The 25,128-nt window shown below is 67.3% G+C and carries 23 protein-coding genes and 1 riboswitch; of the genes, 17 read left to right on the top strand and 6 right to left on the bottom strand.

The window, feature by feature from the left end; genetic code table 11:
- The first annotated feature begins 252 nt into the window (after positions 1 to 252).
- From ACFC4D_RS42915 to ACFC4D_RS42895, 5 genes are all read left to right on the top strand, one after another.
- A complete protein-coding gene (locus ACFC4D_RS42915) occupies positions 253 to 690 on the top strand; it encodes a hypothetical protein (protein WP_375960939.1) in 438 nt (145 codons plus the stop codon).
- Positions 691 to 750: 60 nt separating this feature from the next.
- Positions 751 to 866, top strand: a riboswitch (SAM riboswitch).
- A 16-nt stretch (positions 867 to 882) separates the two neighbouring features.
- Entirely contained in the window at positions 883 to 1,305 is a 423-nt protein-coding gene (locus tag ACFC4D_RS42910; protein ID WP_375960937.1) for a rhodanese-like domain-containing protein, read from the top strand.
- Positions 1,302 to 2,516, top strand: a complete 1,215-nt coding sequence (locus ACFC4D_RS42905) for an O-succinylhomoserine sulfhydrylase (protein WP_375960935.1) — start codon at positions 1,302 to 1,304, stop codon at positions 2,514 to 2,516. Before ACFC4D_RS42910 ends, ACFC4D_RS42905 begins: the two co-directional genes overlap by 4 nt.
- A gap of 99 nt (positions 2,517 to 2,615) precedes the next feature.
- A complete protein-coding gene (locus tag ACFC4D_RS42900; protein ID WP_376072229.1) occupies positions 2,616 to 3,254 on the top strand; it encodes a type 1 glutamine amidotransferase family protein in 639 nt (212 codons plus the stop codon).
- Positions 3,251 to 3,697 carry a MarR family winged helix-turn-helix transcriptional regulator gene (locus tag ACFC4D_RS42895; RefSeq protein WP_376072227.1) on the top strand — a complete coding sequence of 149 codons (447 nt, stop codon included), beginning with the start codon at positions 3,251 to 3,253 and terminating at the stop codon, positions 3,695 to 3,697. Before ACFC4D_RS42900 ends, ACFC4D_RS42895 begins: the two co-directional genes overlap by 4 nt.
- A gap of 12 nt (positions 3,698 to 3,709) precedes the next feature.
- Here the strand turns inward: ACFC4D_RS42895 and ACFC4D_RS42890 are convergent, their stop codons facing one another.
- Positions 3,710 to 4,468, bottom strand: coding sequence for an HAD-IIA family hydrolase (locus tag ACFC4D_RS42890; RefSeq protein WP_375963727.1), 759 nt, complete (start codon positions 4,466 to 4,468; stop codon positions 3,710 to 3,712).
- Between the two features lie 163 nt (positions 4,469 to 4,631).
- On the opposite strand from ACFC4D_RS42890, the gene fgd reads away from it, so the two are divergent.
- From fgd to ACFC4D_RS42875, 3 genes are all read left to right on the top strand, one after another.
- Complete coding sequence (fgd, locus tag ACFC4D_RS42885; RefSeq protein WP_375960929.1) at positions 4,632 to 5,672, top strand: glucose-6-phosphate dehydrogenase (coenzyme-F420); 1,041 nt, start codon at positions 4,632 to 4,634, stop codon at positions 5,670 to 5,672.
- A gap of 102 nt (positions 5,673 to 5,774) precedes the next feature.
- Positions 5,775 to 7,853: a phosphate acetyltransferase gene (gene pta, locus ACFC4D_RS42880; RefSeq protein ID WP_375960927.1), complete on the top strand. Its 2,079-nt coding sequence runs from the start codon at positions 5,775 to 5,777 to the stop codon at positions 7,851 to 7,853.
- Positions 7,850 to 9,046 (top strand): acetate kinase, encoded by a 1,197-nt coding sequence (locus ACFC4D_RS42875; RefSeq protein ID WP_376072224.1) that lies wholly within the window; start codon positions 7,850 to 7,852, stop codon positions 9,044 to 9,046. Before pta ends, ACFC4D_RS42875 begins: the two co-directional genes overlap by 4 nt.
- Positions 9,047 to 9,284: 238 nt before the next feature.
- Here ACFC4D_RS42875 and ACFC4D_RS42870 read toward each other — a convergent pair whose 3' ends face one another.
- The 3 genes from ACFC4D_RS42870 to ACFC4D_RS42860 are packed head-to-tail and all read right to left on the bottom strand — an operon-like array spanning position 9,285 to position 13,902.
- Positions 9,285 to 11,600, bottom strand: a complete 2,316-nt coding sequence (locus tag ACFC4D_RS42870) for a tetratricopeptide repeat protein (protein ID WP_376072221.1) — start codon at positions 11,598 to 11,600, stop codon at positions 9,285 to 9,287.
- On the bottom strand, positions 11,600 to 12,574 hold the full coding sequence (locus ACFC4D_RS42865) for a glutamate ABC transporter substrate-binding protein (RefSeq protein WP_375960921.1): 975 nt from the start codon (positions 12,572 to 12,574) through the stop codon (positions 11,600 to 11,602). The genes ACFC4D_RS42870 and ACFC4D_RS42865 overlap by 1 nt, the downstream gene beginning before the upstream one ends.
- Positions 12,571 to 13,902 (bottom strand): hypothetical protein, encoded by a 1,332-nt coding sequence (locus tag ACFC4D_RS42860; RefSeq protein WP_376072219.1) that lies wholly within the window; start codon positions 13,900 to 13,902, stop codon positions 12,571 to 12,573. The genes ACFC4D_RS42865 and ACFC4D_RS42860 overlap by 4 nt, the downstream gene beginning before the upstream one ends.
- A 133-nt stretch (positions 13,903 to 14,035) precedes the next feature.
- On the opposite strand from ACFC4D_RS42860, the gene ACFC4D_RS42855 reads away from it, so the two are divergent.
- Positions 14,036 to 14,701, top strand: coding sequence for an NUDIX domain-containing protein (locus ACFC4D_RS42855; protein ID WP_376072216.1), 666 nt, complete (start codon positions 14,036 to 14,038; stop codon positions 14,699 to 14,701).
- Between the two features lie 3 nt (positions 14,702 to 14,704).
- Positions 14,705 to 16,885, top strand: coding sequence for a molybdopterin-dependent oxidoreductase (locus ACFC4D_RS42850; RefSeq protein WP_376072214.1), 2,181 nt, complete (start codon positions 14,705 to 14,707; stop codon positions 16,883 to 16,885).
- Positions 16,886 to 16,888: 3 nt separating this feature from the next.
- Here the strand turns inward: ACFC4D_RS42850 and thiE are convergent, their stop codons facing one another.
- Complete coding sequence (gene thiE / locus ACFC4D_RS42845) at positions 16,889 to 17,593, bottom strand: thiamine phosphate synthase (protein WP_375960913.1); 705 nt, start codon at positions 17,591 to 17,593, stop codon at positions 16,889 to 16,891.
- Between the two features lie 193 nt (positions 17,594 to 17,786).
- Here thiE and ACFC4D_RS42840 point away from each other — a divergent pair, with 193 nt between their 5' ends.
- The 6 genes from ACFC4D_RS42840 to ACFC4D_RS42815 all read left to right on the top strand — a co-directional run bounded on the left by ACFC4D_RS42840 (position 17,787) and on the right by ACFC4D_RS42815 (position 23,077).
- Positions 17,787 to 18,971, top strand: a complete 1,185-nt coding sequence (locus ACFC4D_RS42840; RefSeq protein ID WP_376072211.1) for an FAD-dependent oxidoreductase — start codon at positions 17,787 to 17,789, stop codon at positions 18,969 to 18,971.
- The gene (gene thiS / locus ACFC4D_RS42835; RefSeq protein ID WP_364649737.1) at positions 18,968 to 19,180 is read left to right on the top strand and encodes a sulfur carrier protein ThiS; all 213 of its coding nucleotides are present in this window, start codon (positions 18,968 to 18,970) and stop codon (positions 19,178 to 19,180) included. Before ACFC4D_RS42840 ends, thiS begins: the two co-directional genes overlap by 4 nt.
- Before the next feature lie 4 nt (positions 19,181 to 19,184).
- Positions 19,185 to 19,937 (top strand): thiazole synthase, encoded by a 753-nt coding sequence (locus tag ACFC4D_RS42830; RefSeq protein WP_375963724.1) that lies wholly within the window; start codon positions 19,185 to 19,187, stop codon positions 19,935 to 19,937.
- A gap of 101 nt (positions 19,938 to 20,038) precedes the next feature.
- Entirely contained in the window at positions 20,039 to 20,983 is a 945-nt protein-coding gene (locus ACFC4D_RS42825) for an ABC transporter ATP-binding protein (protein ID WP_376072209.1), read from the top strand.
- Entirely contained in the window at positions 20,983 to 21,744 is a 762-nt protein-coding gene (locus ACFC4D_RS42820) for an ABC transporter permease (protein WP_364649728.1), read from the top strand. The genes ACFC4D_RS42825 and ACFC4D_RS42820 overlap by 1 nt, the downstream gene beginning before the upstream one ends.
- A gap of 565 nt (positions 21,745 to 22,309) precedes the next feature.
- The gene (locus tag ACFC4D_RS42815; protein WP_364649848.1) at positions 22,310 to 23,077 is read left to right on the top strand and encodes an adenylate/guanylate cyclase domain-containing protein; all 768 of its coding nucleotides are present in this window, start codon (positions 22,310 to 22,312) and stop codon (positions 23,075 to 23,077) included.
- Between the two features lie 10 nt (positions 23,078 to 23,087).
- On the opposite strand, the gene ACFC4D_RS42810 is transcribed toward ACFC4D_RS42815, so the two are convergent.
- The gene (locus tag ACFC4D_RS42810; RefSeq protein ID WP_364649725.1) at positions 23,088 to 23,243 is read right to left on the bottom strand and encodes a hypothetical protein; all 156 of its coding nucleotides are present in this window, start codon (positions 23,241 to 23,243) and stop codon (positions 23,088 to 23,090) included.
- 165 nt (positions 23,244 to 23,408) lie between these two features.
- On the opposite strand from ACFC4D_RS42810, the gene ACFC4D_RS42805 reads away from it, so the two are divergent.
- A complete protein-coding gene (locus ACFC4D_RS42805; RefSeq protein ID WP_376072205.1) occupies positions 23,409 to 25,124 on the top strand; it encodes an acyclic terpene utilization AtuA family protein in 1,716 nt (571 codons plus the stop codon).
- Positions 25,125 to 25,128 lie beyond the last annotated feature (4 nt).

The raw sequence follows: 25,128 nt of genomic DNA, 5'->3' as shown, positions 1-25,128 counted from the left end.
AGTCTCAGCCGTCTTTCTTAGCTTAGGCTAAGTTGACGCCCTCGCTCCGGGGTGCCCTTCATTGGAATCCCCGAAGCTGCAGCGTTGCTGCGTGGTCCTGCTATTTCCGTTTTCGTCCGGAAATTCTGCTGATTCTATCGGTGGGCGGAAGCCCCCGCCCGCGCCGGTGCCGCGCGACTGTGCGGACGTCCAGCAGCCCGGAATGCCGGTGTCGCGACCGATGCCACCGCCGTGACCGGGCATGATCGAGTCATGGAACAAGGCGACGACCAGCAGATACCGATCGATCAGAGCAGTGCGCGCAGTCTGCTGCCGTTCCTGGTGGCGGCGGGCGTGCTGGTGCTGGTCATCATCGGAATCGTGGTGGCCGCCCTGGTTTCACCGGTTGAGAAGAATGTCACAGATTCGGACCGGCTCGACCTGGCCTCGCGCAAGTTCCTCCAATCCCGCAGCGCCACCGGCACACTGGACCCCCGCGTGGTCTGCGACGGATTCAGCGAGGAGCGCTCCCCGCTCGCCCCCGCCAAGGCGGGTGACGGCACCGCCTTCGACTTCGTGAAACTCACCGATCCGGCGGTGTCCGGCGATAAGGCCACCGCCCAGGTCACCTTCGATACGGCCGGGAAGGAATCAACCTCCACCTGGCACTTCACCCGTTCCGGCAGTCTGTGGCTGGTCTGCGATTCCTGATCCGCCGCGACACCCCGCACGGTTTGACAGGTAGCCCATTTTTCGGTCAATCTCATCCCAGGTCATGAGTACCAGCGCCAAGCCCCGGCTGGCTGGTCGGCAACCCTCCTCCGCGGCGGGGTGCTCCGGGTGACGACCTGGCCGCGCATCGGGCAACGGTGCGGCAAGTGCGGATTCACAGGAGGTCGACAAGTGAGCTACGCGGGCGATATCACGCCGAAGCAGGCGTGGGAGCTGTTGCGGGACAATCCGGATGCGGTGCTGGTAGATGTGCGCACCGAAGCCGAATGGCGTTTCGTCGGTGTCCCCGATACCAATGGCATCGGGCGGCCGACCGCGCTGATCGAATGGGTGGACACCAGCGGTACCCCCAATTCGCGCTTCACGGACCAACTTCAGCAGGCTCTGCGTGAGCGCGCCGCGGATTCGGAAGCGCCGGTGATCTTCATCTGTCGCTCCGGCCAGCGCTCCATCGGCGCGGCCACCGCCGCCACGGCGATCGGCATCTCCCCTTCTTTCAATGTCCTCGAGGGTTTCGAAGGCGCGCTGGACGCGCAGGGTCACCGCGGCAGCGAAGGCTGGCGCGCCGATGGGCTTCCGTGGAGGCAGTCATGATCACCGGTGGTTCGTTCGAGCGGCCGCTGCCCGAGGGCGTCGGCCCGGCCACGCTGGGTGTGCGCGGTGGTACGCGCCGTTCCGGCTATGACGAGACCTCCGAGGCGCTGTTCCTGAACTCGGGTTTCGTCTACGAGAGCGCCGAGGCCGCCGAGGCCGCGTTCACCGGCGAGATCGAGCACTTCGTGTACTCGCGCTACGGCAATCCGACGGTCGCCATGTTCGAAGAGCGTCTGCGCCTGCTGGACGGCGCGGAGGCGTGCTTCGCCACCGCGAGCGGTATGTCCGCGGTGTTCACCGCGCTGGGCGCGCTGCTCGCCGCGGGTGATCGCCTGGTGGCCGCGCGCAGCCTGTTCGGCTCGTGTTTCGTGGTGGCCAATGAGATCCTGCCGCGCTGGGGTGTGGAGACCGTGTTCGTCGACGGTGAGGATCTGGCGCAGTGGGAAGAGGCGCTGTCGGTGCCCACCCAGGCCGTCTTCTTCGAAACCCCTTCCAACCCAATGCAATCGCTGGTCGATGTGCGCGCGGTGTGCGATCTCGCGCATAAGGCGGGCGCGAAGGTGGTGCTGGACAACGTCTTCGCCACCCCGCTGCTGCAGCGCGGTTTCGATCTGGGCGCGGATGTGCTGGTCTACTCCGGCACCAAGCACATCGACGGTCAGGGCCGGGTGCTCGGCGGCGCGATTCTCGGGTCGAAGGAGTACATCGACGGCCCGGTGAAAACCCTTATGCGCCATACCGGTCCGGCGTTGAGCCCGTTCAACGCGTGGACGCTGCTCAAGGGTCTGGAGACCATGCCGCTGCGCGTGCGCCAGTCCACCGAGTCGGCGCTGCGCATCGCCGAGTTCCTGGAACAGCATCCGGCCGTGGCCTGGGTGAAGTACCCGTTCCTGAAGTCGCATCCGCAGTACGAACTGGCCCGGAGCCAGATGTCCGGCGGCGGCACCGTGGTGACCTTCGAATTGAAGGCGCAGCCCGAAGCGGCCAAGAAGCGCGCTTTCGAGGTGCTCAACGGCCTGCGCATCATCGATATCTCCAACAACCTCGGTGATTCCAAGACGCTGATCACGCATCCGGCGACCACGACGCATCGCGCCATGGGCCCGGAGGGCCGTGCGGCCATTGGTCTTTCCGATGGCGTGCTGCGGATTTCGATCGGTCTCGAGGATGTCGAGGATCTGTTGAACGATCTCGGTCGCGCACTGGGCTGACCGTAAAGCTCGAAGGGCCGGAACCGTCATGGTTCCGGCCCTTCGTCGTTTCGGGACGAAGCATTGACAGCATACTGTCAAACATGACAGGATGCTGTCATGACGAAAACAGTTCACCTGGCCGTATACGACACCTTCTCCGATTGGGAGCCCGGTTTCGCCACCGCGCATATCAACCGCCCGCTGTGGCATCGCGAGCCCGGCGAGTGGCAGGTCCGAACCGTCGGGGCCACAAAGGATTCCGTCGTCTCCATGGGCGGTATGCGGGTCACGCCGGATCTCACCCTCGATGAACTCTCGCCCGCCGACAGCGCCATGCTGATCCTGCCGGGCTCGGCCACCTGGGAAAGCGGTGAGCTGAACGCCTTCGCCGAGAAGGCGCGCGCATTCCTCGCCGCCGGTGTCCCGGTCGCCGCCATCTGCGGTGCGACCTTCGGCCTGGCGAGCGCGGGTCTGCTGGATGGCCGCAAGCACACCAGCAATGCGGCGGAATACCTTGCCATGAGCGGATATTCGGGTGGTGAGGGCTTCGTCTACGAGCCCGCGGTGACCGACGGTGATCTCATCACCGCCAGTGGCACCCTGCCGGTCGATTTCGCCCGCGCCATCCTGGGCCGCCTGGATATCTTCGAACCGCACATCCTCGAGGCGTGGTACCTGCTCTACGGCAAGAATGATCCGGCGGGCTTCTTCACGCTCGCCGAATACGAGGAGAGCCGCGCCGTGGCGACGGCATGACCCGCACCGAACAGGAACTCTTCAGTACGGCGGCGATCACGTCTTTCAAGCTGAACGGCCAATTCCTCGCCATCGCAGAGGAATTGGCCAATCCGGCCGGGCTCACCGCGGCCTGGTGGCAGGTGCTGGGCGCGGTGCTGCACGAACCGCTGCCGGTGGCGGGCATCGCCCGCGAGATGGGCATCACCAGGCAGAGCGTGCAGCGCATCGCGGATCTGCTGGTGCAGAAGGGTTTTGCCGAGTATCGCCCGAATCCGCAACACAAACGCGCCAAGCTGGTGGCCGGTACCGAGGAGGGTCGTGCAGCGGTGCGGCGGATCAACCCGCAGCACGCCGAGTGGGCCGCGCGGCTCGTGGCCGAGTTGGGCATGGAGCGCTTCACCCGGATCGTGGATTCGCTCACGGACCTGTCGGCCGCGCTCGAAGCCATCGAATCCGAGTAACCGCGGCGTCTTTCAGACCTCGAACGGGGACTTGGTCTTGCCGACCAGTTCCGCGACCGAGTGCAGTACGGCGGTTGGCCGGTACGGGTACTGCTCGACGGTGGCCTGGGTGGAGATGCCGGTGGTCACCAGAATGGTGCGCATACCGGCCTCCAGACCGGAGATGACATCGGTGTCCATCCGGTCGCCGATCATGACGGTGGATTGTGAATGCGCGCCGATCCGGCGCAGCGCGGACCGCATCATGAGCGGGTTCGGCTTGCCCACGTAGTACGGCTCCTTGCCGGTGGCCCGGGTGATGAGCGCCGCGACCGAACCGGTGGCGGGCAGGATGCCCTCGCGCGAGGGTCCGGTGGGGTCCGGATTGGTGGCGATGAATCGCGCACCCGCCGAGATCAGCCGGATGGCGGTGGTGATCGCCTCGAACGAATACGTGCGGGTCTCGCCCAGCACGACGTAGTCCGGATCGCTGTCGGTGAGCACGTAGCCGATTTCGTGCAGCGCCGTGGTGAGCCCGGATTCGCCTACGACATAGGCGGTTCCGTTCGGCCGCTGCTCCTTGAGGAAGGTTGCGGTGGCCAGCGCGGAGGTCCAGATCGATTCGACCGGGATATCGAGTCCGGTGTGCCGGAGCCGGGCCTGCAGATCGCGCGCGGTGTAGATGGAATTGTTGGTCAGCACGAGAAACGGGATGTTGTTATCGCGCAGTTCGGCCAGGAACTGGTCGGCTCCGGGCACCATGTGGTTCTCGTGTACGAGAACCCCGTCCATGTCGGTCAGGTAGGACAGGATCGGTTCTTCGGAAGAGGTCACGGGCCAATTGTCCGCTATCCCCGTTGTGTCGGGTGGGTGCGACCCCCGCCACATCGCTGACTAGGGTGCGAAGGGAGCCGTAAACCGGGAATCCGAACGGCGGCGCGGGAGGTTGGCCCGCATGACCAAGCGCACAAGGCGAAGGAGTGGCGCGGTGACAGACCTCAAACTCGGATACAAGGCGTCGGCTGAGCAGTTCGGTCCGCGAGAGCTGGTGGAGATCGCGGTCGCGGCCGAACAGCACGGCCTGGACAGTGCGACGGTGAGCGATCATTTCCAGCCGTGGCGGCACAATGGCGGGCACGCCCCGTTCTCGCTGGCGTGGATGGCCGCGACCGGTGAGCGCACCGAGCGGATTCTGCTCGGCACCTCGGTGCTGACCCCGACCTTCCGCTACAACCCGGCCGTGATCGCGCAGGCGTTCGCCACCATGGGCTGCCTGTACCCGAATCGGGTGATGCTGGGTGTCGGCTCGGGTGAGGCGCTCAATGAGATCGCCACCGGATACAAGGGCGAATGGCCGGAGTTCAAGGAGCGTTTCGCGCGCCTGCGTGAATCGGTGGATCTGATGCGCGCGCTGTGGACCGGCGATCGCGTCGATTTCGAAGGCGAGTACTACAGCACCGTCGGCGCGTCCATCTACGACGTGCCCAAGGGCGGCATCCCGGTGTACATCGCGGCGGGTGGTCCGCTGGTGGCCAGGTACGCGGGCCGTGCGGGTGACGGTTTCATCTGCACCTCGGGCAAGGGTATGGACCTGTACACCGAGAAGCTCATGCCCGCGGTCGCCGAGGGCGCGGCCAAGGTCGGCCGCACGGTCGACGATATCGATCGCATGATCGAGATCAAGATCTCCTACGACACCGATCCCGAACTGGCCCTTGAGAACACGCGCTTCTGGGCCCCGCTGTCGCTGACCGCGGAGCAGAAGCACTCCATCACCGATCCGATCGAGATGGAAGCCGCCGCCGATGCCCTGCCGATCGAGCAGATCGCCAAGCGCTGGATTGTGGCGAGCGATCCGGATCAGGCCGTCGAGCAGATCAAGCCGTACCTGGACGCGGGCCTGAACCACCTGGTCTTCCACGCCCCGGGTCACGATCAGCTGCGCTTCCTCGATCTGTTCAAGCGCGATCTGGCCCCGCGCCTGCGCGCGCTGTAGTTCGCTTCCCGGGTGTGGTGCGTCACCGGCGGCGCATGATGTTCGGCACGTCGGTGCCGCACCCGGGAAATCTTTATATTCCGGTCGGTACGCTCTTGTTTTATGGCCTCACCGGTTTCCAGTGTGTACATCGCGTCGCCCGAGGGTGACACCGGCAAGTCGACGGTGGCGCTCGGCGTCCTGCAGGCGCTTGCCGCGACGACACCGCGAGTCGGAGTGTTCCGGCCGATCACCAGATCCGCGACCGAACGCGACTACATTCTCGAGCTGCTGCTCGAACATTCCACCGCCGATGACGATTACGACCAGTCCATCGGCGTCACCTACGAACAGGTGCACGCCGATCCGGACGCCGCGATCAGCGAGATCGTCATGCGGTATCACGCCATGGCCAAACAGTGCGATGCCGTGCTCATCCTGGGCAGCGATTACACCGATGTCGCGAGCCCGAGCGAACTGCGCTTCAATGCCCGCATCGCGGTGAATCTCGGTGCGCCCGTACTGCTGGTGGTGCGCGGTTCCGAGCGCACGCCCGCCGAACTGGGTCAGCTGGTGGAGCTGTGCCGCACCGAACTCGTTTCCGAGCACGCCAAATTGGTGGCGGTGATCGCCAATCGCTGCGATCCCGATCAGCTGGAGGCCGATACCGCCGCGCTGGCCAAGGCCGCCGCGGTGCCGTCCTGGACGCTGCCGGAGGTGCCGCTGTTGCAGGCGCCCACCATGGAGGAGCTGTGCCAGGCCATCGGCGGTGAAATCTACAGCGGCGACCCGGAATTGCTGCACCGCGAGGCCCTCGACGTGATCATCGGCGGTATGACCACCGAGCACATTCTGGAGCGGCTCACCGACGGCGTCGCGGTCATCACGCCCGGCGATCGCTCCGACGTGCTGCTGGCGCTGGTGAACGCACATGAGGCGGAAGGCTTTCCGTCGCTGGCGGGCATCATCATGAACGGTGATATGCAGCCCGCGCCGTCCATCGCGCGCTTGATGGCGGGTCTGAAGCCGAAACTGCCCATCCTGTCCACGGATCTGGGCACCTTCGCCACCGCCAAGGCCGCCGCCCGCACCCGCGGCCGGGTATCGCTGTCCAGCATCCGCAAGGTGGATACCGCGCTCGCGCTCATGGAGGAGCGGGTGAACGCGCGAGAGCTGTTGCAGCAGATCGAGATTCCCATCCCGAATATCGTGACGCCGCAGATGTTCGAGTATCAGCTCATCGAACGCGCCCGCAATGATCGCAAGCGCATCGTGCTGCCCGAGGGCGATGACGATCGCATTCTGCGCGCGGCGGGCCGGGTGTTGCAGCGCAAGATCGCCGACCTCACCATTCTCGGTGACGAGGCGGCGGTGCGCGGTCGCGCCGCCGAACTCGGCGTGGATATCGAGGCCGCCGAGGTGCTCGATCCGCGCACCTGCCCGCTGCGCGACGAATTCGCCGAGGAGTACGCGCGGTTGCGTGCGCACAAGGGCATGACGGTGGACCGCGCCCGCGAATACCTCGCCGATATCTCGTATTTCGGCACCATGATGGTGCATATGGGCGTCGCGGACGGCATGGTGTCCGGCGCCGCGCACACCACCGCGCACACCATTCGCCCGTCCTTCGAGATCATCAAGACCGAACCGGGCGTCTCCACGGTCTCCAGCGTGTTCCTCATGTGCCTGGCCGATCGCGTGCTGGCGTACGGCGACTGCGCGGTGGTGCCGGATCCGACCTCGGATCAGCTTGCGGATATCGCTATTTCGTCGGCCCGCACCGCCGCCCAGTTCGGCATCGATCCGCGCGTGGCGATGCTGTCCTACTCGACGGGCGAATCCGGTTCCGGCGCTGATGTCGAAAAGGTGCGCACCGCAACCAAACTCGTGCACGAGCGCGCACCGCAACTGCTGGTGGAGGGTCCGATCCAGTACGACGCCGCCATCGAGCCGACCGTGGCGCGCACCAAACTGCCGGATTCGGCGGTGGCAGGGCAGGCGACGGTCTTCATCTTCCCGGACCTCAATACCGGCAACAACACCTATAAAGCGGTGCAGCGCAGCGCCGGTGCGGTGGCCATCGGCCCCGTGCTCCAGGGTCTGCGCAAGCCGGTCAACGATCTGTCGCGTGGCGCGCTGGTCGCCGATATCGTCAATACCGTTGCCATCACCGCCATTCAGGCGCAGGGGGAGGCGAAGTGAAGGTCCTGGTCATCAATTCCGGGTCGTCGTCGATCAAATACCAGCTGCTGGACCCGGAATCGGCCGATGTGGTCGCGGCCGGGATGGTGCAGCGGATCGGCGAACCGGTCGCCGAGGGCTCGCCCAGCATCGAACACCAGAGTGACGGCAAGACTTTCGAGCATGACGGGGAAGTGCCCGATCATGCCGCGGGCTTGCGCCTGGTCTTCGACATCTTCGCCGAGAGCGGCCACGATCTGGCCGATGAGGGCCTGCGCGCGGTCGGGCATCGCGTCGTGCACGGCGGTGAGGTCTTCTACGAGCCGACCCTGATCACCGATGAGGTGGTCGAGGCCATCGCGAACCTGTCCTCCCTTGCGCCGCTGCACAATCCGGCCAATGTGGTGGGCATCGAGAGCGCGCGCGAATTGCTGCCGGATGTCCCGCAGGTGGCGGTGTTCGACACCGCCTTCTTCCACGGGTTGCCCGCCGCCGCCAAGACCTATGCCATCGACGCGAAGGTCGCCGCCGCGCACGGCGTGCGCCGGTACGGCTTCCACGGCACCTCGCACGAATACGTCTCCGGGCAGGTCGCCGAATTCCTCGGTAAAGACCCGTCCGAGCTGAATCAGATTGTGCTGCACCTGGGTAACGGCGCGTCCGCCTCCGCCATCCGCGGTGGGAAAGCGGTCGACACCACGATGGGCCTGACCCCGCTGGAGGGGCTGGTCATGGGAACCCGGTCCGGGGATCTGGATCCGGGGATCATCTTCCATCTGATTCGCACCGCGGATATGAATGTGGACGATGTGGATGCCCTGCTCAACCGGCAGTCCGGTATCAAGGGCCTGTCCGGGGTGAACGATTTCCGCGAACTCGGCCGCCTCATCGAGACCGGAGACGCCGCGGCCCAACTCGCGTTCGACGTCTACATTCATCGCCTGCGCCGCTATATCGGCGCGTACCTGGTGGAACTGGGCCGGGTGGACGCCATCACCTTCACCGCCGGCGTCGGTGAGAATGCCGCCGCCGTGCGCGCGGCCGCGCTGGCGGATCTGGAGCGTTTCGGCATCGAGGTGGATCCGGCCCGCAATACCGCCAAAGATCGCTCCGCCCGGTACATCTCACCGGCGGGCGCGGAGGTCGCGGTGCTGGTGGTGCCGACCAACGAGGAGTTGGCCATCGCGCGCGCGGCGGCTCGCCTGGTGGGCTGACCAGCGCGGCAGCCGCTTTCCGGGCATCTTCACCAAAACATCACGATCGGTCTGCCAGAGTGCTACTCGGATCCGGTTCCCCCCGAGCGCGGATCCACCGGAACCCGTGCCGCCCAACGCACAACTGCGCTGGGTACTGACCCTCCCTCGCCAGTACCCGGATCCTCTCGGCTGCCTCCGAAGGTACGCAGTGCGGCACGGGGCCTTCCGGTCTTCCCGGAACCGGGCCGCTGTGCTCTCAGAACCAGGATTTGGCGCGCACCGCGTTGGCGAGATCCACCAGCGCGTACCGGTGGGTGCGCCCGGGCGCGAAGCGGGCCAGACCGCGCAGACCGGTTTCGATACCGCGCCGCAGATCCCGTTCGGTGAATGGTGCGCCGAATATCTTGGCATCACCCGTTTTCGGGGCGTTCCCCGCCTGCAACCAGCCCAATGCGGTGCCCAGCACCAGAATGCGCAGCTGCGCGGTGCGGCTCTCGCCGGGCGGCAGCGCCTGTACGCGAGCTGCTGCCACGTGCAGCGTGCTTTCGTCGAGCTGTGCGACCGGCGTGCTGGCCAGCAGCATGAGCACCGCCGTCATCCGGGCCTCGGAATAGTGTCGTGAGGCGGGCGGCACCTCGTCCAGGGCGTGCACGGCAGCGGTGGTATCCCCGGCGGCGGCGAGTTGCCGGGCCAGGCCGAACGCCGCGCTGACCACACCGCGATCGGTGCGCCAGACGGTGGCGTAGTAGTTCTCGGCGTAGGCGCGCCATTCCTCCGGATCGGGTGAATCCCAGTGTTGCAGAATGAGTTCCGCGGTGGCGGCGAGCGCGAGTTTGGGCGCTATCTCACCCGGGATGGCCTGGAGCACGGCATCGAAGCGCGCGAAGGCGCGTTCGTAATCCTGTTCCAGCAGTTCGATCATGCCCAGGTACCAGTCCGCGCGCCAATCCTGGGACGGCGGTTCCCCATTATCGGTGAGGCGGCGCAGCAGCATACGGGCGGCGGCCGGTTCCTCCAGATCGAGATGGGCGCGCGCCTCGGCCAGGGTCACCTCGAGTTCGAAAGTCTCCGGTGCGCCGCCGGGTTCGGCCGCCGCGCGCTGGCGCGCGTGCCGCAGTTCGTCCAGCGCGTGCCGGGCCTCGGGGTGCGCGGCCCCGGCCAGCAGCGCCGCGGACGGGTCGGTCGGATCGACCAGCGGTACCGGCAGCGCGGCCACCACATCGCGGGGACGCAGCAGGGTGCCGCGTTCGACGCCGTCGATGAGTCCATCGGTCTGCGCCACCAATTCCGCGGTGCCGAAACTGGTGCGCGGCGGGCTGAAAAGCGTTGACAGCTGCGGATGTTCATTGCCGGTCTCGACCGCGAGGATTTCCCGCAGCACACCGGTGAGCTGACCGCTGAGCAGTCGCGCGGACCCGAAGCGGCGATCCGGATCCGGATCGGTGGCGCGCAGCAGCAGCCGGTGGAAGAACTGGTGCCGGGCCAGCACCGGCTGATCCTTCGCCGCCGGGATGCCCTCGACGTACGCGCCCTTCTCCATGGGCAGGTCGAGGGTGAGCACCGCCAGGGTGCGGCCGACCGTATAGATGTCCGAGGCGATGGTGGGTCCGGTCTGCGGAATCTCCGGTGCCTGGAATCCCCTGGTGCCGTACAGGTTTCCGTACGCTTCGAAGGGTGCGGTGGCGCCGAGGTCGATGAGTTCCACCCGGTCGGTGGTGACCATGATGTTGTCCGGCTTGAGATCGTTGTAGGCCAGGCCCACCGAATGCAGATAGTCCAGTGCCGGAAGGATTTCCAGCAGGTACGCGATGGCCTCGGTGACCGGCATGCGTTCGGGCCGGGTGTGCTGTTCGAGCAGATCGCGCAGCGAATGCCCGCCGACGTACTCCATCACGATGTAGCCGACGGGGGAGCCGTCCGAGCCCGGATGTTCCACGAAATTGTGGATTTTGACGATGCTCGGGTGCACCACCTCGGCCAGGAATTGCCGTTCGGCCACAGCCACCGCCTGCGCCTCGGCGTCACCGGCGTGCAGCAGGCCCTTGAGCACCACCCAGCGGTCGCTGACATTGCGGTCGATGGCCAGGTAGATCCAGCCGAGTCCGCCGTGCGCGATACAGCCTTGAATCTCGTACTGTCCCGCGACGCGATCCCCAGGTTGCAGCGACGGCCGGAAATCATAAGGCGCACCGCAGGTCTCGCACGTCCCGGCGGTGGCGGCCGGATGCGCCGCGGTGGCGCGTCCCACCGGTTTGCCGCAGCGCCAGCAGAATCGGCGGCCCTCCGCGACCATCGGATCGGCGAGCACCGCCTTCTCCGGATCAACCTGTTCCACCGCCGGAATCGGCACCAGTCCGGCCCCGAGCCGTCGCACCACTGGGCGCGTCCGCGCCATTCGCGCGGTGCGCTGTGAGGGCCGGGTGGGCGTGCGCCCGGTGCTCACCGCCGTGCCGGAGGCCGAATGCTGCTGGGTGGCAGCCGATTCGGCCTCCTCGTGCCGCGTAGTGGCCTGGGTGGGTTCGGCCACGCGCTCGGTGGCCTGGGTCGGGTCGGGCTCCTGTGGGGTGTGCATCAGTCGCGGTACCTCGGCGCGGGCGGAATGGCGGCGTCGCCGAGCTCGGTGGCCAGCCAGCGGTGGTAGAGGCGATTCCAGGTGCCGTCGGAGCGAATGCGTTCCAGGGTGCCGTTGACGAAGCGCACCAGATCGTCCGAGCCCTGGGATATTCCGATGCCGTACTGCTCGGTGCTGAGGTTCGGCCCGACCACCTCGATGGCCGGATCCTGGATGGCCAGTCCGGCCAGCAGCGTGTCATCGGTGCTGATGGCGTCGACCTGTCGCTGCTGCAGCACCACCAGGCAGTCCGCCCAGCTCGGCACGGTCAGTATGGAGACCGCGGGCTGCTGGATGCGCACCAGATCCAGCGAGGTGGTGCCGCGCACCACGCACAGTCGTTTGCCCGCCAGATCGGTGAGCCCGGAGACGCCGGAATTGCGCACCGTGAGCACCCGCTGATGGGCCTGCAGATACGAGGTGGAGAAGGTGACCCGTTGCCGCCGTTCGCAATTGATGGTCATGGTCTTCACCACGACGTCGACGGTGTGCTCCTGGAGCGCGCGCTCGCGATCGGCGGATCCGAGAATGCGGTATTCGATGGCATCCGGATTCCCGAGCAGATCCCGCGCCAGTTCGTGTGCGATGTCCACATCGAATCCGGTGAGCGCCCCGCTGGTCGGATCCCGGAAGCTGAACAGATTGCTGCCCGGATCCAATCCGACCAGGAGTCGCCCGCGCGCGCGAATGGCGTCCACGCTCGGCCCGGCGGTGCTCGCCGGTCGCAGGCTCGCCGTCGGATCCCCACAGTTGTCCACCGATGGCGGCAGCGGCGTCTGCGTCTGTGCCGCAACGGCTCCCGAGGGCAGCGGCGGTTCCATATAGCTGGGCACATGGCTCGACGGTGCGGGCGCGGCCCCGTCCGCGCAGCCGCTCACGACCGCGAGCGCGGCCGCGATCACACCGATGGTTCGTAGCGCCGAGTGTCGGTTCATCGGTACTCCCGTAGTCGCGGCCACAGTCCCGCGGCGACCAATACGGCGGCGGCGGTGCTCAGCACCAGTGCGCCCGGGGCGAGCAGATCGAGGGTGCGCGCGGCGTGGGAGGTGTTGGCGCGCAATTCGTTCCGGGTATCGGTGATGCCGTTGCCGAGGGCGGTGTCGAGGGCGTCGACCTGGGCGGTCGCCTCGTTCGCGCCCGGTCCGGTGGCGACCGCGCCCGCGCCGATGAAGTCGCCCTTGGAGAGCGCGTCGTTCATGCGCTGATGCGCGGCCTTCCAGCGATCCAGCGCCGAACTCGCGGTCTTCACCTCGGTCGCGCCGGGCGCGTGGCTGGAATATCCCGCCAGAATGGCCTGCAGTTTGCCTACGGCCTGGTCGAAGGTCTTGTCGTATTCGGCGCTGGTATCGCGCCGCACCAGCTTCAGCGTTTCGGCGGTGCGCGCCTGCTGGGCGAGAATGCGGCTCTCGGTGAGCGCCGCGGTGGGAATGCTGCCCGAATCGCGGGAGTCGGTGGTGTCGACGGCGGAGATGAATCCGGCGATGACCGTCCAGCCCAGCAGCACCACCATGGTCCCGGTGGCCAGCAGCAGTCCGGCATTGAGCACCCGGTGCCAGCGCCGGAACAGGAACCACTGCGCCGCGACCAGCACCGCCACCGCCAGCAGCGGCGTCACGATGGCGGGCCACGGCGGTCGCACATGACTGCGCTGGGTGCTGGTGATGGCGGCGGCGCGATGCTCCTGCAATTCCTGCGCCATCGGCAGCACGGTGCCCTGCATGAGGTTCGACGCCTCGCTGAGGTAGGCCGCCCCGACCGGCAGTCCGCTGCGATTGTTGGCGCGCGCGGTCTCCACGATGCCGCAGTACACCGGCAGTCCGGTGGAGATGCCGGTGCGCAGATGCGTATCCCCGTCTCCGCCACTGCGATTGGACTGCGTCACCAGTTCGGCCGCGGCCTCGCCGACCGCCTGGTTGTAGCGATCGCGCACGGCCTTGGGTTCGAGCCCGCCGGAGATGAACGCGGTGCCCGCCGAGGCGTCCGCCACCGACAGCGCGGTGTACAGCCGCTGGGCCGAGTACGCGTCCGGCTCACTCTGATCCAAAAGCACATCGAGCGCGTGCTGCCGATTGTTCACCGCGCTCGCGGTGACCACGCCCGCCGCCAGGCACATGCCCAGCAGCACCAGTCCGACGGCGATCAATTTGGCCGGTGAGGACTGTGCGAACAGCCGCATCTCGGTGGTCGAGAGCCGTTCGCGCACGGCCGCCGCGGCCGCGCGGGGGGACAGCTCGTCCAGCCGCAACTGCTCGGTGCGAACCATGTTCACCTCCCACTGACCGAAACCGGACGATCGACTTGTAGCACTCGGATGAGCTTATTGTGGACGTACCTGTGCCGTGACGCGGGAACACCCGGATCTCTGTACGGCACGGGTCCGAGGATGGGATGCGAGCATGCGTGGTGACGGCGACGGCTGGGCGGAAAGCCCGGATGGCACCCGACAGTGGGGTCGATTCGGAGCTGCCGGACTGTTGCTGCGCGCCCCGCTGGCCGATGGCGGGTCGGCGGTGCTGCTGCAGCATCGCGCGGCCTGGAGTCATCAGGGCGGTACCTGGGCACTGCCCGGCGGCGCCCGCGACAGCCATGAGACGAGCGTGCACGCCGCCGTCCGCGAGGCCGAGGAGGAGGCGGGCATCACCGCCGGATCCATCCGGGTGCGGGCCTCGCGGGTGACCGCCACCGCCGCCAGCGGCTGGACGTACACCACGGTTATCGCGGACGCGGCCACCCGGCTGCGCACCGAGGCGAATCTGGAGAGCACCGAATTGGCGTGGGTGCCCGAGGCCGAAGTGGACGCCCGCCCGCTGCACCCGGGTTTCGAGGCCGCCTGGCCGCTGCTGCGCGCCACCCCGGCGCGGGTGAGCCTGGACGGATTGGACGATCCGGCGGCGGTGGCGGCCGCATTGCCACGCACCCTGGAACTGCCCGATGCGGAGTTCCTCTGGTTGCGCACGGACGGCAATGGCAATGCCCGAGATGCCCGGATCGGCGCGGGCGCGGACATCGATGATCTGGCCGGAAATGTGTTGTACCTCACGCTGGCTCAGGTGTTGTCTTGAGGCGTGAGCGAGCGTGAGATTCCCACGTACTGCCGGATCTGCGAACCACTCTGCGGACTGATCGCTACCGTCGAGGACGGGCGGCTGGTGCGACTGCGCGCCGATAAGTCGCATCCGCTCTCGAAGGGGAACGCATGTCCGAAGGGGATCGCGTTCAGCGAGATACAGAATGATCCGGATCGGGTGCTGTATCCCTTGCGGCGCACCGGGAATGGGTTCGAGCGGGTCACCTGGGACGAGGCGCTCGACGATATCGGCGCGCGGTTGCGCACCATCATCGGCGCGCACGGGCGCGAGAGTCTCGGCTGGTATTTCGGCAATCCCTCCTCGTTCTCCTATTCACATACGTTGTGGCTGGTGGGTTTTCAGCTCGCGGCCGGATTGCGGCATGTGTATTCGGCGGGCTCGCAGGACATCAACAATCGTTTCGTCGCCAGCGAACTGCTGTACGGATCGCTGACCTCGGTACCGGTGCCGGATCTGGACCGCACCGATTTCCTGCTCATGCTGGGCGCGAATCCCGTTGTGTCGCACGGCAGTGCGATGAGTATGCCGCGTATTCGCGAGAAGCTCACGGCTATCACCAAACGCGGCGGGCGGGTGCTGGTGGTCGATCCGCGCCGCACCGAGACCGCGCAGCTGTTCGAACATGTGGGGGTGCGTCCCGACGGCGACGCCTGGCTGCTCGCGAGCCTGCTCCAGGTCATTTTCGCGGAAGGTCTGGAAGACGCGGACGCGATCCGCCACCAATCGGCCGGTGCGCACGAATTGTGCGCTGCCGTAGCGCGATTCACCCCGGAAGCGACCGCGCCGGTGACCGGGCTGGAGCCCGATGCCGTGCGCGCCCTCGCGCGCGATCTGGCGCGCGCCGACTCCGCCGCCGTGTACGGCCGCACCGGTACCTGCCTGGGCCGCCACGCCACCCTGGTCGCATTCCTGATCGATGTGCTGGCGCTGGTCACCGGCAATCTGGACAGGCCCGGCGGTTCGGTGTTCGGCAGGGAACTGGTCGCCGTCTCCAAACTGAACGCGCAACTCGGCCTGATCAAATACGGCAAGAACCGTTCCCGCATAGGCGGTTTCCCGGATGTGCTTGGCACCTTCCCCGCCGCCATCATGGCCAAGGAGATCACCACCCCCGGCCCCGGACAGCTCCGCGCCCTGTTCACCTCGGCGGGCAATCCGGTCTCCTCGGTGCCGAACGGCCGCGAACTGGCCGCCGCCATGACGCAGCTCGACCTGCACGTCTCCATCGATCTGTACGTCAACGAGACCAACCGCACCGCCGACTACATCCTGCCCGCCACCACCTTCCTGGAACGCGATGACATCCCGCTGCCGTTCACCGCGCTCGCGCCCACCCCGTACACGCAGTACACCGAGCGGGTCCTGGAACCGTACGGCGAGGCCCGCGAGGAATGGCGGATCATCGATGCCATCGCGACCCGAATCGGCGTGCAGCCCTTCGTCATCGGCCCCAAGGCCGCCGGTGGTCTGCTCAGCCGCCTGCGCGGTCTACCCGGCGGGCGCGCGGCCCGCCCCACCCCGCGTCTGCTGGTCGATCTGGCCGTCCGCACCGGCCCCTACGGCGACCTCTTCGGCCTGCGCCGCGGCGGTCTCAGCTTGAAAATGCTCCGCCGCCACCCGCACGGCTTGGTCCTCGCGGATTCCATCACGACCGGTGTCCTGCGAGAAGTGGTGCAGCACAAGGACAACCGAGTTCACCTGGCCCCCGCCGAAATCCTCGCCGAACTCCGCGACCTGACCGCCGCCCCCGCCGACCCGTCCTACCCCCTCCGTGTGATCGGCATGCGCGAACTCAAATCCCACAACTCCTGGATGCACAATTCCGAACTCCTCATGCGCGGCGACCGCACCCAAGCCGCCCGCATCAACCCCAAAGACGCAGCCGTAGCGGGCATCTCGGACGGATCCCGCTGCCGCGTAACCTCCCCGCACGGCTCCATAGAGGTAACCGCCCACCTCACCGAAGACATGATCGAAGGCTCGGTGGCCATCCCGCACGGCTGGGGCCACAACGGCGGCTGGCATCGAGCCAACGCCGCCGGCGGAGCCAACCCCAACCACCTCATGTCCACCGACCCCGCCGACGTCGAACGCCTGGCGGGCATGTCCCACCTCAACGGCGTCCAGATCCGCCTGGACCCGGTGCCGCTGAGCTGAGGCTCAGTTGGCGAGGTTGTCCAGCACCTGCTGCTTGAGCGCACGGGCCGCCGATTCCGGATCGCGGGCTGCGGTAATGGCCCGCACCACCACGATTCGGGTCGCACCCGCCGCCAGCACCTCCGGCAGGCGTTGATCGTCGATGCCGCCGATGGCGAACCAGGGCCGCGCGGTATGCGATTCGGCGGTGGAGCGCACCAACTCCAACCCGGACGCCTGACGACCCGGCTTGGTCGGCGTGGCGTACACGGGCCCGGTGCAGAAGTAGTCGATGTGCTCGTCGATGGCGGCGAGCCCCGCCTGCGCCCGGTTATTGGTTGAGCGGCCGATCACCACATCCGGCCCGAGGATCTTTCGGGCGTACCAGGGCGGCAGATCCCCCTGGCCCAGATGCAGCACGTCGATGCCCGCCGCCAGCCCGATATCCGCGCGGTCGTTGCAGGCCACGAGTGCCCCGTGCCTGCGGGCGGCGGCCTTCAATTCGGCAAGCGCACCCAGTTCGGCCTTGGCCTCGAGCGGCCCGAACTCCTTCTCCCCGGGCGACCCCTTATCCCGCAACTGGATGATGTCGACGCCCCCGGCCAGGGCCGCATCGGCGAAGGCGGCCAGGTCGCCGGTATCCCGGCGGGCATCCGTGCACAGGTACAGGCGTGCGCTGGCCAGGCGTTCGCGCGGTGTGGCGGGCCGGTTCGGGTGGGAGGGCTGCACGTCCCCGACGCTAGTCGCGCTACCGTGGTGAGGCGAAACGAACGGTGTGACCTGCGTGCGGGGCCACTGCTCGTTGCCTTCGAAGACACCGGCCCCGCCATGCCGAACTTCTGATTCGCGGCCCGCCGGGGCTTCGAGGGCCGCGAACCGCGCCGCCGGAGGCGGCGCAATCGAACACAGTTAGGTGGATGTAGTGCGGACTCTGGCCGTCGTGGGCGGCGGTGTGATCGGGCTTTCGGTGGCATGGTGTGCCGCCGAGGTGGGGTGGGCGGTCACGCTGTTCGATCCGGCGAGTGGGTCGGGGGCCTCGTGGGTGGCGGGTGGGATGCTCGCGCCGCTGTCGGAGGGGTGGCCGGGGGAGGAGGCCGCGCTTGCGTTCGGGGCCGCTTCGCTGGCGCGGTGGCCTGAGTTCGCGGCTCGCCTGCAAGTCCATGCGACTACCGAACTCTTCACCGCGACGCGCACGCTCACGGTCGCTCTCGACACCGCCGACGCGGCGGATCTGCGCACTATCGCTGATTGGGTGAATGCCCAGCCCTTGCCCACGTTGGATAGCGCGCGTGCACTGTCCACGTCCGCGACCGCACGAACCGGCGATATCCCGGAGATGTCCGCGCAGGGAGACGGGGCCGGTGGCGAGCATCTGCGGTTGTTGGATCGCGGTGGCGTTCGGGCGCTCGAACCCGGTCTGGCTCGTACCGTGCGCGCCGGATTGCTCGCGAATTCCGAACCCGCCGTTGACAATCGCGCGCTGGTGAACGCGCTGCGCATCGCTTGTGCGGCGAGTGGCGTTGAGTTTCGCGCTGAGAAGGTGAACTCGCTCGCGGATCTGTCGCACGATCGGGTCGTGCTCGCGGCCGGGGCGGCTGCCGCCCAGTTGTGGCCGGGGCTGCCGGTTCGCCCGGTGAAGGGTGAGATTCTGCGGTTGCGGCGGCGGCCCAGCGCGCCGACGCCGCCGGAGAGTGTGATTCGCGCTCGCGTGCACGGGCGGCCCATTTATCTGGTGCCGCGCAGTGACGGAATCGTGCTGGGCGCAACGCAATACGAGCAGGGGTTCGATACGGCTGTCACCGTGGCGGGCGTGCGGGATCTCATCACCGATGCCGAGGCGATCCTGCCGGGTATCGGGGAGTACGAGTTCGCCGAGGCCACCGCGGGTTCGCGGCCGGGATCGCCGGACAATCTGCCGCTCATCGGTTATCTCGATGAGCGCGTGATCGCGGCGACGGGGCATGGCCGCAATGGAATTCTCGATACCCCCGTCACGGTTGACGCAGTGTTGTCCCTGCTCGCCGATGCTCAGCTCCCCGAGGCGCGATCCGCCGATCCGGGACGCTTCCGCACTTCCGCCCCCATCTCTTCAGGAGGAGTCCGATGACCGCAGTTCCGGTCGGTATCACCGTCAATGGTGAGGACCACGAATTCGCCGAGGCCCCGACGGTGCGCCAGGTGCTGGAGCAGTTGAATCTGCCGTGTCAGGGCGTGGCGGTGGCGGTGGACGGCGCGCTGTTCCCGAAGTCGCGCTGGGATGAGCAGGTCGGGCGCGGCTGGGAGCTCGAGGTGCTGACGGCGGTGCAGGGTGGCTAGCGGCATCGATCCGCTGGTGATCGCGGGCCGCAGTTTCGGTTCGCGGCTCATCATGGGCACCGGCGGCGCGGAGAATCTCGCGGTGCTGGAGGAGGCCCTGATCGCCTCGGGCACCGAGCTCACCACGGTCGCCATGCGCCGCGTGGACGCCGCGGGCGGCACCGGCGTGCTGGATCTGCTCAAGCGCCTGGAGATCGCCCCGCTGCCCAATACCGCGGGTTGCCGCACCGCCGCCGAGGCCGTGCTCACCGCGCGCCTGGGCCGCGAGGCGCTCGAAACCGATTGGGTGAAGCTGGAAGTCATCGCGGACGAGCGCACCCTGCTCCCGGATGCCATCGAATTGGTCGATGCCGCAGAGCAATTGGTGGACGACGGTTTCACCGTGCTGCCGTACACCACCGATGACCCGGTGCTCGCGCGCCGTCTCGAGGATGCGGGCTGCGCCGCCGTCATGCCCCTGGGCTCGCCGATCGGCACCGGCCTGGGCATCGGCAATCCGCACAATATCGAGATGATCGTGGCCGCCGCGGGCGTCCCGGTCATTCTGGACGCGGGTATCGGCACCGCCAGCGATGCCGCCCTGGCGATGGAACTCGGCTGTGCCGCAGTCCTGCTCGCCACCGCGGTCACCCGCGCCCGCAAGCCCGCCCTCATGGCGACGGCCATGGCGAACGCCGTCCAGGCCGGTTGGCTGGCGCGCGAGGCGGGCCGCATCCCGAAACGTTTCTGGGCGCAAGCCTCCTCACCTGCGCTCTGACCCGGATGACCCCCTTGGGGGTCGAATCATCCTCGAGGTTGAGGGGACGCGCGACCTCTGGTCGATAGTGCGGGACCGGATCTTCGGGAAGACTGGTCCCCATGATCGAACTGAGGGGCCTGACCAAACACTACGGGCAGACCGTCGCGGTGTCGGATCTGTCGTTCACGGTTCGTCCGGGGTTGGTGACCGGCTTTCTCGGCCCGAATGGGGCGGGTAAGTCGACCACCATGCGGATGATTCTGGGGTTGGACGAACCGACGTCCGGTACCGCGCTCATCGACGGTAGGCCGTATCGCGATTTGAAGCGTCCGCTGACCGAGGTCGGCGCGCTGCTCGATGCCAAGTGGGTGCATCCGAATCGTTCGGCGCGCGCACATCTGCGCTGGCTGGCGGCGTCCAATGACATTCCGGCGGCACGCGTGGAGGAGGTGCTGCGCCTGGTCGGCCTCGCGGAGGTGGCCAATAAGAACGCGGGCGGTTTCTCGCTCGGCATGTCGCAGCGGCTCGGCCTGGCGGGTGCGCTGCTGGGTGATCCGAAGGTGCTGCTGTTCGACGAGCCGGTGAACGGCCTGGATCCCGAGGGCATTCTGTGGATTCGCCGTTTCATGCAGCGGCTGGCGTCGGAGGGCCGCACGGTGCTGGTCTCCAGCCATCTGCTGTCCGAAATGGCGCAGACCGCAGAGCATCTCATCGTGATCGGCCGCGGCCAGTTGATGGCCGACACCACCACAAAGGATTTCATCGAGAAGGCGTCGGAACAGTCTGTGCGCGTGCGCAGTCCGCAGCTGGATCAATTGCGCGGCCTGCTCACCTCCAATGGCATGACGGTGCGTGAGGCGGGCGCGGACAATGACGGCCCGGCCCTGGTGGTCGCGGGCGTCACCTCGGACGCGGTCGGAAAACTGGCCGGCTCCAATGACATAACGCTCTTCGAGCTGTCACCGCAGCGCGCGTCGCTGGAGGAGGCGTTCATGCGCATGACCGGCAGTGCGGTGGAGTACCACGGCGAAGGCTTCGACCAGGTGATGGGAGGTGCGCTCTGATGGGCGTACTCGCGGCGGAACGAATCAAACTCACCTCGACCCGGTCCCCGTGGTGGTGCTCGGCGATCATCGTGGCGCTGGGTCTGGGCTTCGCGGCCCTGGTGGCAGCGGTGAATCGCTCGCCCAAGGCCGATACCCCGCCCCTGCACGTGACCACCGTCGTGGGTGGCGTGAGCGGCTTCGGCGTACTGGTGTTGATGATCTTGGCGGCGCTCGCGATAACCAGCGAGTATCGGTTCGGCACCATTCGCAGCACATTTCTAGCAACCCCTGCGCGGGATAAGGTCCTGATCACCAAAGCACTGTTGATCGGCGCCTTCGGCGCGGTCCTGATCGGCGTGCTGACCCTGCTTTCCTTCCTGCTGGCAAAGGCGATCAGCGGTTCGGAGGGCGGCGCGGCCCTGGTGCTGTCCAATGCCGATAACGCCCGTGCCATTTACGGCGTCCCGATCTACGCCTTCCTGTCCGTGGTGCTGGCCGTGGGCGTCGGCGTCCTGGTGCGGCAGAGCGCCGCGGCGATCTCGCTGATCATCCTGTGGCCGACCGTGCTGGAAACCCTGCTCAGCGCGTTCGGCAGCTTCGGCCGGAATGTGGGCGCGTTCATGCCTTTCGCGAACGCCGGTCACTTCTATTCGGCGGGTGCGGACGCGGCCGGTTCCAACTGGCATTGGGGCCCGTGGGGCAGTCTGCTGTACTTCGCCGTGTTCGTCGGAATCGTTTTCGGAGCCGCGCTGTTCGTAGTCAATAAGCGCGACGCATAGACCCTGCCCGGGGATGCCGCCGGCCACTGCCCGGTTCGGCGGCGAATATCGGCCCGATACGGAGAAATCCGTATCGGGCCGATGTCGTTTCCGGTGGTCGGGGGACTCTCGCTCCGGGTGTGCCGGGAAACACTGTATGAATACCGTCGAATCGGGTCGCAAGTGTCTGGCGGACCCCTCCGGAGCTGGGTAGCATCGGCCCAGCAACCAAAACACTCGTACATCGGCGGGCCCAATGATGTGGCCGCTCGGACCGATCGGAAGGTGTCAGGTGGCAGTCATTAATCCATCCGGAGATCAAGCGCTGAGATACGCTCTGGGCGTGAGCGAACGACCCTCCGACGGCGGCGAGCGCGCATCCGACGCCCCCCGCTCGGAAGGACTGGGAACCGATCGCAAGCGGTCGCGGGAGGCGAATGGATCCCGTGCTCGTGAGTCGCGCGCACCCCGCATCGACCCCGACGTGGTGATTCCGCTGGTCCCGACCGAATCGGTCGATGATTCCCTCGACGACACCGACGCCGCGAACGGCCGCCGCCGCTTCCCGAGCGGGCAGCTTTCGGCACTGGTCAATGCCGCGAATCAGCGCGGTGATCTGATCGGCCTGGTCCGCAAGGCCCGCGAAAACCTGCCCGGTGACCCGGCTTTCGGTGATCCGCTCTCGGTTTCCGGTCCGGGCGGTGCCCGTGCCGTCGCCCGCGCCGCGGACAAACTGGTCGGCGATTCACCCAGTGCCGCACGCGAATTGGGCCTGGGCGCGTTGCAGGTCTGGCAGGCCATGCTGGAGCGCGTCGGCAAGGGGCGCGGCACCCAGGAGATCACCATCATGTTCACCGATCTGGTGGCCTTCTCCAGTTGGTCGCTGGCCGCCGGTGACGAACAGACCCTGGAACTGCTGCGCCGGGTGGCCAAGGCCATCGAGCCGCCGATCGCCGATCGCGGCGGTCAGGTCATCAAGCGCATGGGTGACGGTCTGATGGCGGTGTTCCCGTCCGCGGATCGTGCGGTGCGAGCCGCGGTGGCGGCCAAGGAGAATCTCACCAATGTGAATGTCAACGGCTATCGCCCGCAGATGCGCATGGGCCTGCACACGGGCACCCCGCGCGAGATCGGCGGCGATTGGCTGGGCGTGGATGTCACGATCGCCGCGCGGGTGATGGCGGCGGGCGGTAACGGCAACACCATGATGTCGGCGGTGACGCTGGAGTCCCTGAAGCCCGAGACGCTCGAGGAGCTCGGTTTCGGTGTCCGGCCGTATCGGCGCAGCTTTTTCGCGGCCCCGCTCAGCGGTGTGCCGGAGGATCTGCGCATCTTCCGCCTGGAGGCGGAGTAGTAGGCGGTATCTAGAGGAGATAGAGCACTGCGCCCGCTGTCGCCAGCACTCCGGCCACGCCGAGTGCGATCGCGAGCGGGCGTGCGGTCTTCCAGGTCGAGTAGGCCCCGCCGTAGAGGAATCCGGCCAGGGCTAGCAGCACGATCATGGCGACGTCTTTGGACACCGCAATAGTGTGCCTGGCGGGGTTCGGGCCGGTCTCGGGGGCTCCGGCCGAAGCTCTCAGCCAATTAACAAGCACGCAGGCTTGATTTTTTTCTGGGGCGATGTGACCCTGTAACCGACCGCAGCGATGGCGCTGCGCCATGCGGGTGCACAGGGAGGCCCAGTAATGAGTCAGCTCGGCGACGATCCGGACCTCATTCGGATCGGCAACTGCTCCGGCTTCTACGGGGACCGGATGAGCGCCATGCGCGAGATGCTCGAGGGCGGGCAGCTCGATGTGCTCACCGGCGATTATCTGGCCGAACTCACCATGCTGATCCTGGGCCGGGATCGCATGAAGGACGCCAATCTCGGCTACGCCAAAACCTTTGTGCGACAGCTGGAGAGCAATCTCGGACTGGCCCTGGAAAAGGGCGTGAAGATCGTCGTCAACGCGGGCGGATTGAATCCGGCCGGACTGGCCCAGCGGGTCGGCGAGGTGGCCGAAAAGCTCGGTCTCGCACCGAAGGTCGCGTATGTGACCGGTGACGATCTGCTGCCGCGCGCGGGCGAACTCGGCCTCGGCGCGCCGCTCACCGCCAATGCCTATCTGGGCGCGTGGGGTATCGCCGAAAGCCTGAACGCGGGCGCGGACATCGTGGTGACCGGGCGCGTCACCGACGCCGCCCTGGTGGTCGGCCCGGCCGCCGCGCATTTCGGCTGGGGCCGAACCGATTACGACGCGCTGGCGGGCGCGGTGGTGGCGGGGCACGTCATCGAATGCAGCACCCAGGCCACCGGCGGCAATTTCGCCTTCTTCACCGAGATCGCGGATCTGAACCGGCCGGGCTTCCCGCTCGCCGAGGTGCGCCGCGACGGCAGCAGTGTCATCACCAAGCATGACGGCACCGGCGGCGCGGTCACCGTGGACACCGTCGAAGCCCAGCTCATGTACGAGATCCAGAGCGCGCGCTACGCCGGACCGGACGTGACCACGCGCCTGGACACCATCGAACTCTCCCAGGACGGCCCGGATCGGGTGCTCATCAGCGGTGTGAAGGGTGAAGCGCCGCCGCCGCGCACCAAGGTCTCGCTGAACACCATCGGCGGTTTCCGCAATGAGATGGAGTTCATCGTCACCGGCCTGGATATCGAGGCCAAAGCCGAACTGGCGCAACGACAGCTGGAAGCCTGGCTGCCGGTGCGGCCCGCCGAACTGGACTGGACCCTGGCCCGCCTGGACCGGCCGGACGCCGAGACCGAGGAGCAGGCCAGCGCGCTGCTGCGCTGTGTGGTGCGCGATCCGGACCCGAACAAGGTGGGGCGCGGATTCTCCAGCGTGGCAGTGGAATTGGCCCTGGCCAGCTACGCGGGCTTCTCGCTGACGGCCCCGCCCGGAAACGGCGGCCCGTACGGCGTATTTACACCGGGCTACGTGGATGCGAAGGAAGTTCCGCATATCGCGGTGCTGCCCGATGGCGGCACGGTGGACATCGCGCCCGCGGGGGAAACCCTGGAACTGGCCGAGGTGCCCGAACCCGCACTGCCGCAGCCGCTTCCGCGGGGTGAGACCAAGCGCGTCCCGCTCGGCACCATCGCGCTGGCGCGCAGTGGCGATAAGGGCGGCAATGCCAATATCGGCGTCTGGGTGCGCACCGATGAGCAGTGGCGCTGGCTGGTGCACGCGCTCACCGTGGACGAGCTGCGCCTGCTGCTGCCGGAAACCGCGAAACTGCCGGTCACCCGGCACGTGCTGCCGAATCTGCGCGCGATCAACTTCATTGTCGAGGGTCTGCTCGGGGAGGGCGTGGCCTATCAGGCGCGTTTCGATCCGCAGGCCAAGGGGCTCGGGGAATGGCTTCGGGCTCGGCACATCGAAATTCCTGTGGAGCTGCTGCCATGAGCAC

Source organism: Nocardia sp. NPDC056000 (genome assembly GCF_042269265.1).
In the GTDB taxonomy this organism is placed as follows: domain Bacteria; phylum Actinomycetota; class Actinomycetes; order Mycobacteriales; family Mycobacteriaceae; genus Nocardia.
Note: the sequence above shows the minus strand (reverse complement) of the source record. Positions and strands in the feature narration are given on the sequence as shown.

Excerpts from the sequence above, each read along its gene's own strand:
- thiS (WP_364649737.1), top strand. The coding sequence starts at position 18,968 with ATGACCGCAGTTCCGGTCGGTATCACCGTCAATGGTGAGGACCACGAA.
- ACFC4D_RS42905 (WP_375960935.1), top strand. The coding sequence starts at position 1,302 with ATGATCACCGGTGGTTCGTTCGAGCGGCCGCTGCCCGAGGGCGTCGGC.
- ACFC4D_RS42805 (WP_376072205.1), top strand. The coding sequence starts at position 23,409 with ATGAGTCAGCTCGGCGACGATCCGGACCTCATTCGGATCGGCAACTGC.
- pta (WP_375960927.1), top strand. The coding sequence starts at position 5,775 with ATGGCCTCACCGGTTTCCAGTGTGTACATCGCGTCGCCCGAGGGTGAC.
- ACFC4D_RS42915 (WP_375960939.1), top strand. The coding sequence starts at position 253 with ATGGAACAAGGCGACGACCAGCAGATACCGATCGATCAGAGCAGTGCG.
- ACFC4D_RS42870 (WP_376072221.1), bottom strand. The coding sequence starts at position 11,600 with ATGCACACCCCACAGGAGCCCGACCCGACCCAGGCCACCGAGCGCGTG.
- ACFC4D_RS42825 (WP_376072209.1), top strand. The coding sequence starts at position 20,039 with ATGATCGAACTGAGGGGCCTGACCAAACACTACGGGCAGACCGTCGCG.
- ACFC4D_RS42820 (WP_364649728.1), top strand. The coding sequence starts at position 20,983 with ATGGGCGTACTCGCGGCGGAACGAATCAAACTCACCTCGACCCGGTCC.
- ACFC4D_RS42895 (WP_376072227.1), top strand. The coding sequence starts at position 3,251 with ATGACCCGCACCGAACAGGAACTCTTCAGTACGGCGGCGATCACGTCT.
- fgd (WP_375960929.1), top strand. The coding sequence starts at position 4,632 with ATGACCAAGCGCACAAGGCGAAGGAGTGGCGCGGTGACAGACCTCAAA.
- ACFC4D_RS42890 (WP_375963727.1), bottom strand. The coding sequence starts at position 4,468 with ATGGACGGGGTTCTCGTACACGAGAACCACATGGTGCCCGGAGCCGAC.
- ACFC4D_RS42855 (WP_376072216.1), top strand. The coding sequence starts at position 14,036 with ATGCGTGGTGACGGCGACGGCTGGGCGGAAAGCCCGGATGGCACCCGA.
- ACFC4D_RS42860 (WP_376072219.1), bottom strand. The coding sequence starts at position 13,902 with ATGGTTCGCACCGAGCAGTTGCGGCTGGACGAGCTGTCCCCCCGCGCG.
- ACFC4D_RS42900 (WP_376072229.1), top strand. The coding sequence starts at position 2,616 with ATGACGAAAACAGTTCACCTGGCCGTATACGACACCTTCTCCGATTGG.
- ACFC4D_RS42865 (WP_375960921.1), bottom strand. The coding sequence starts at position 12,574 with ATGAACCGACACTCGGCGCTACGAACCATCGGTGTGATCGCGGCCGCG.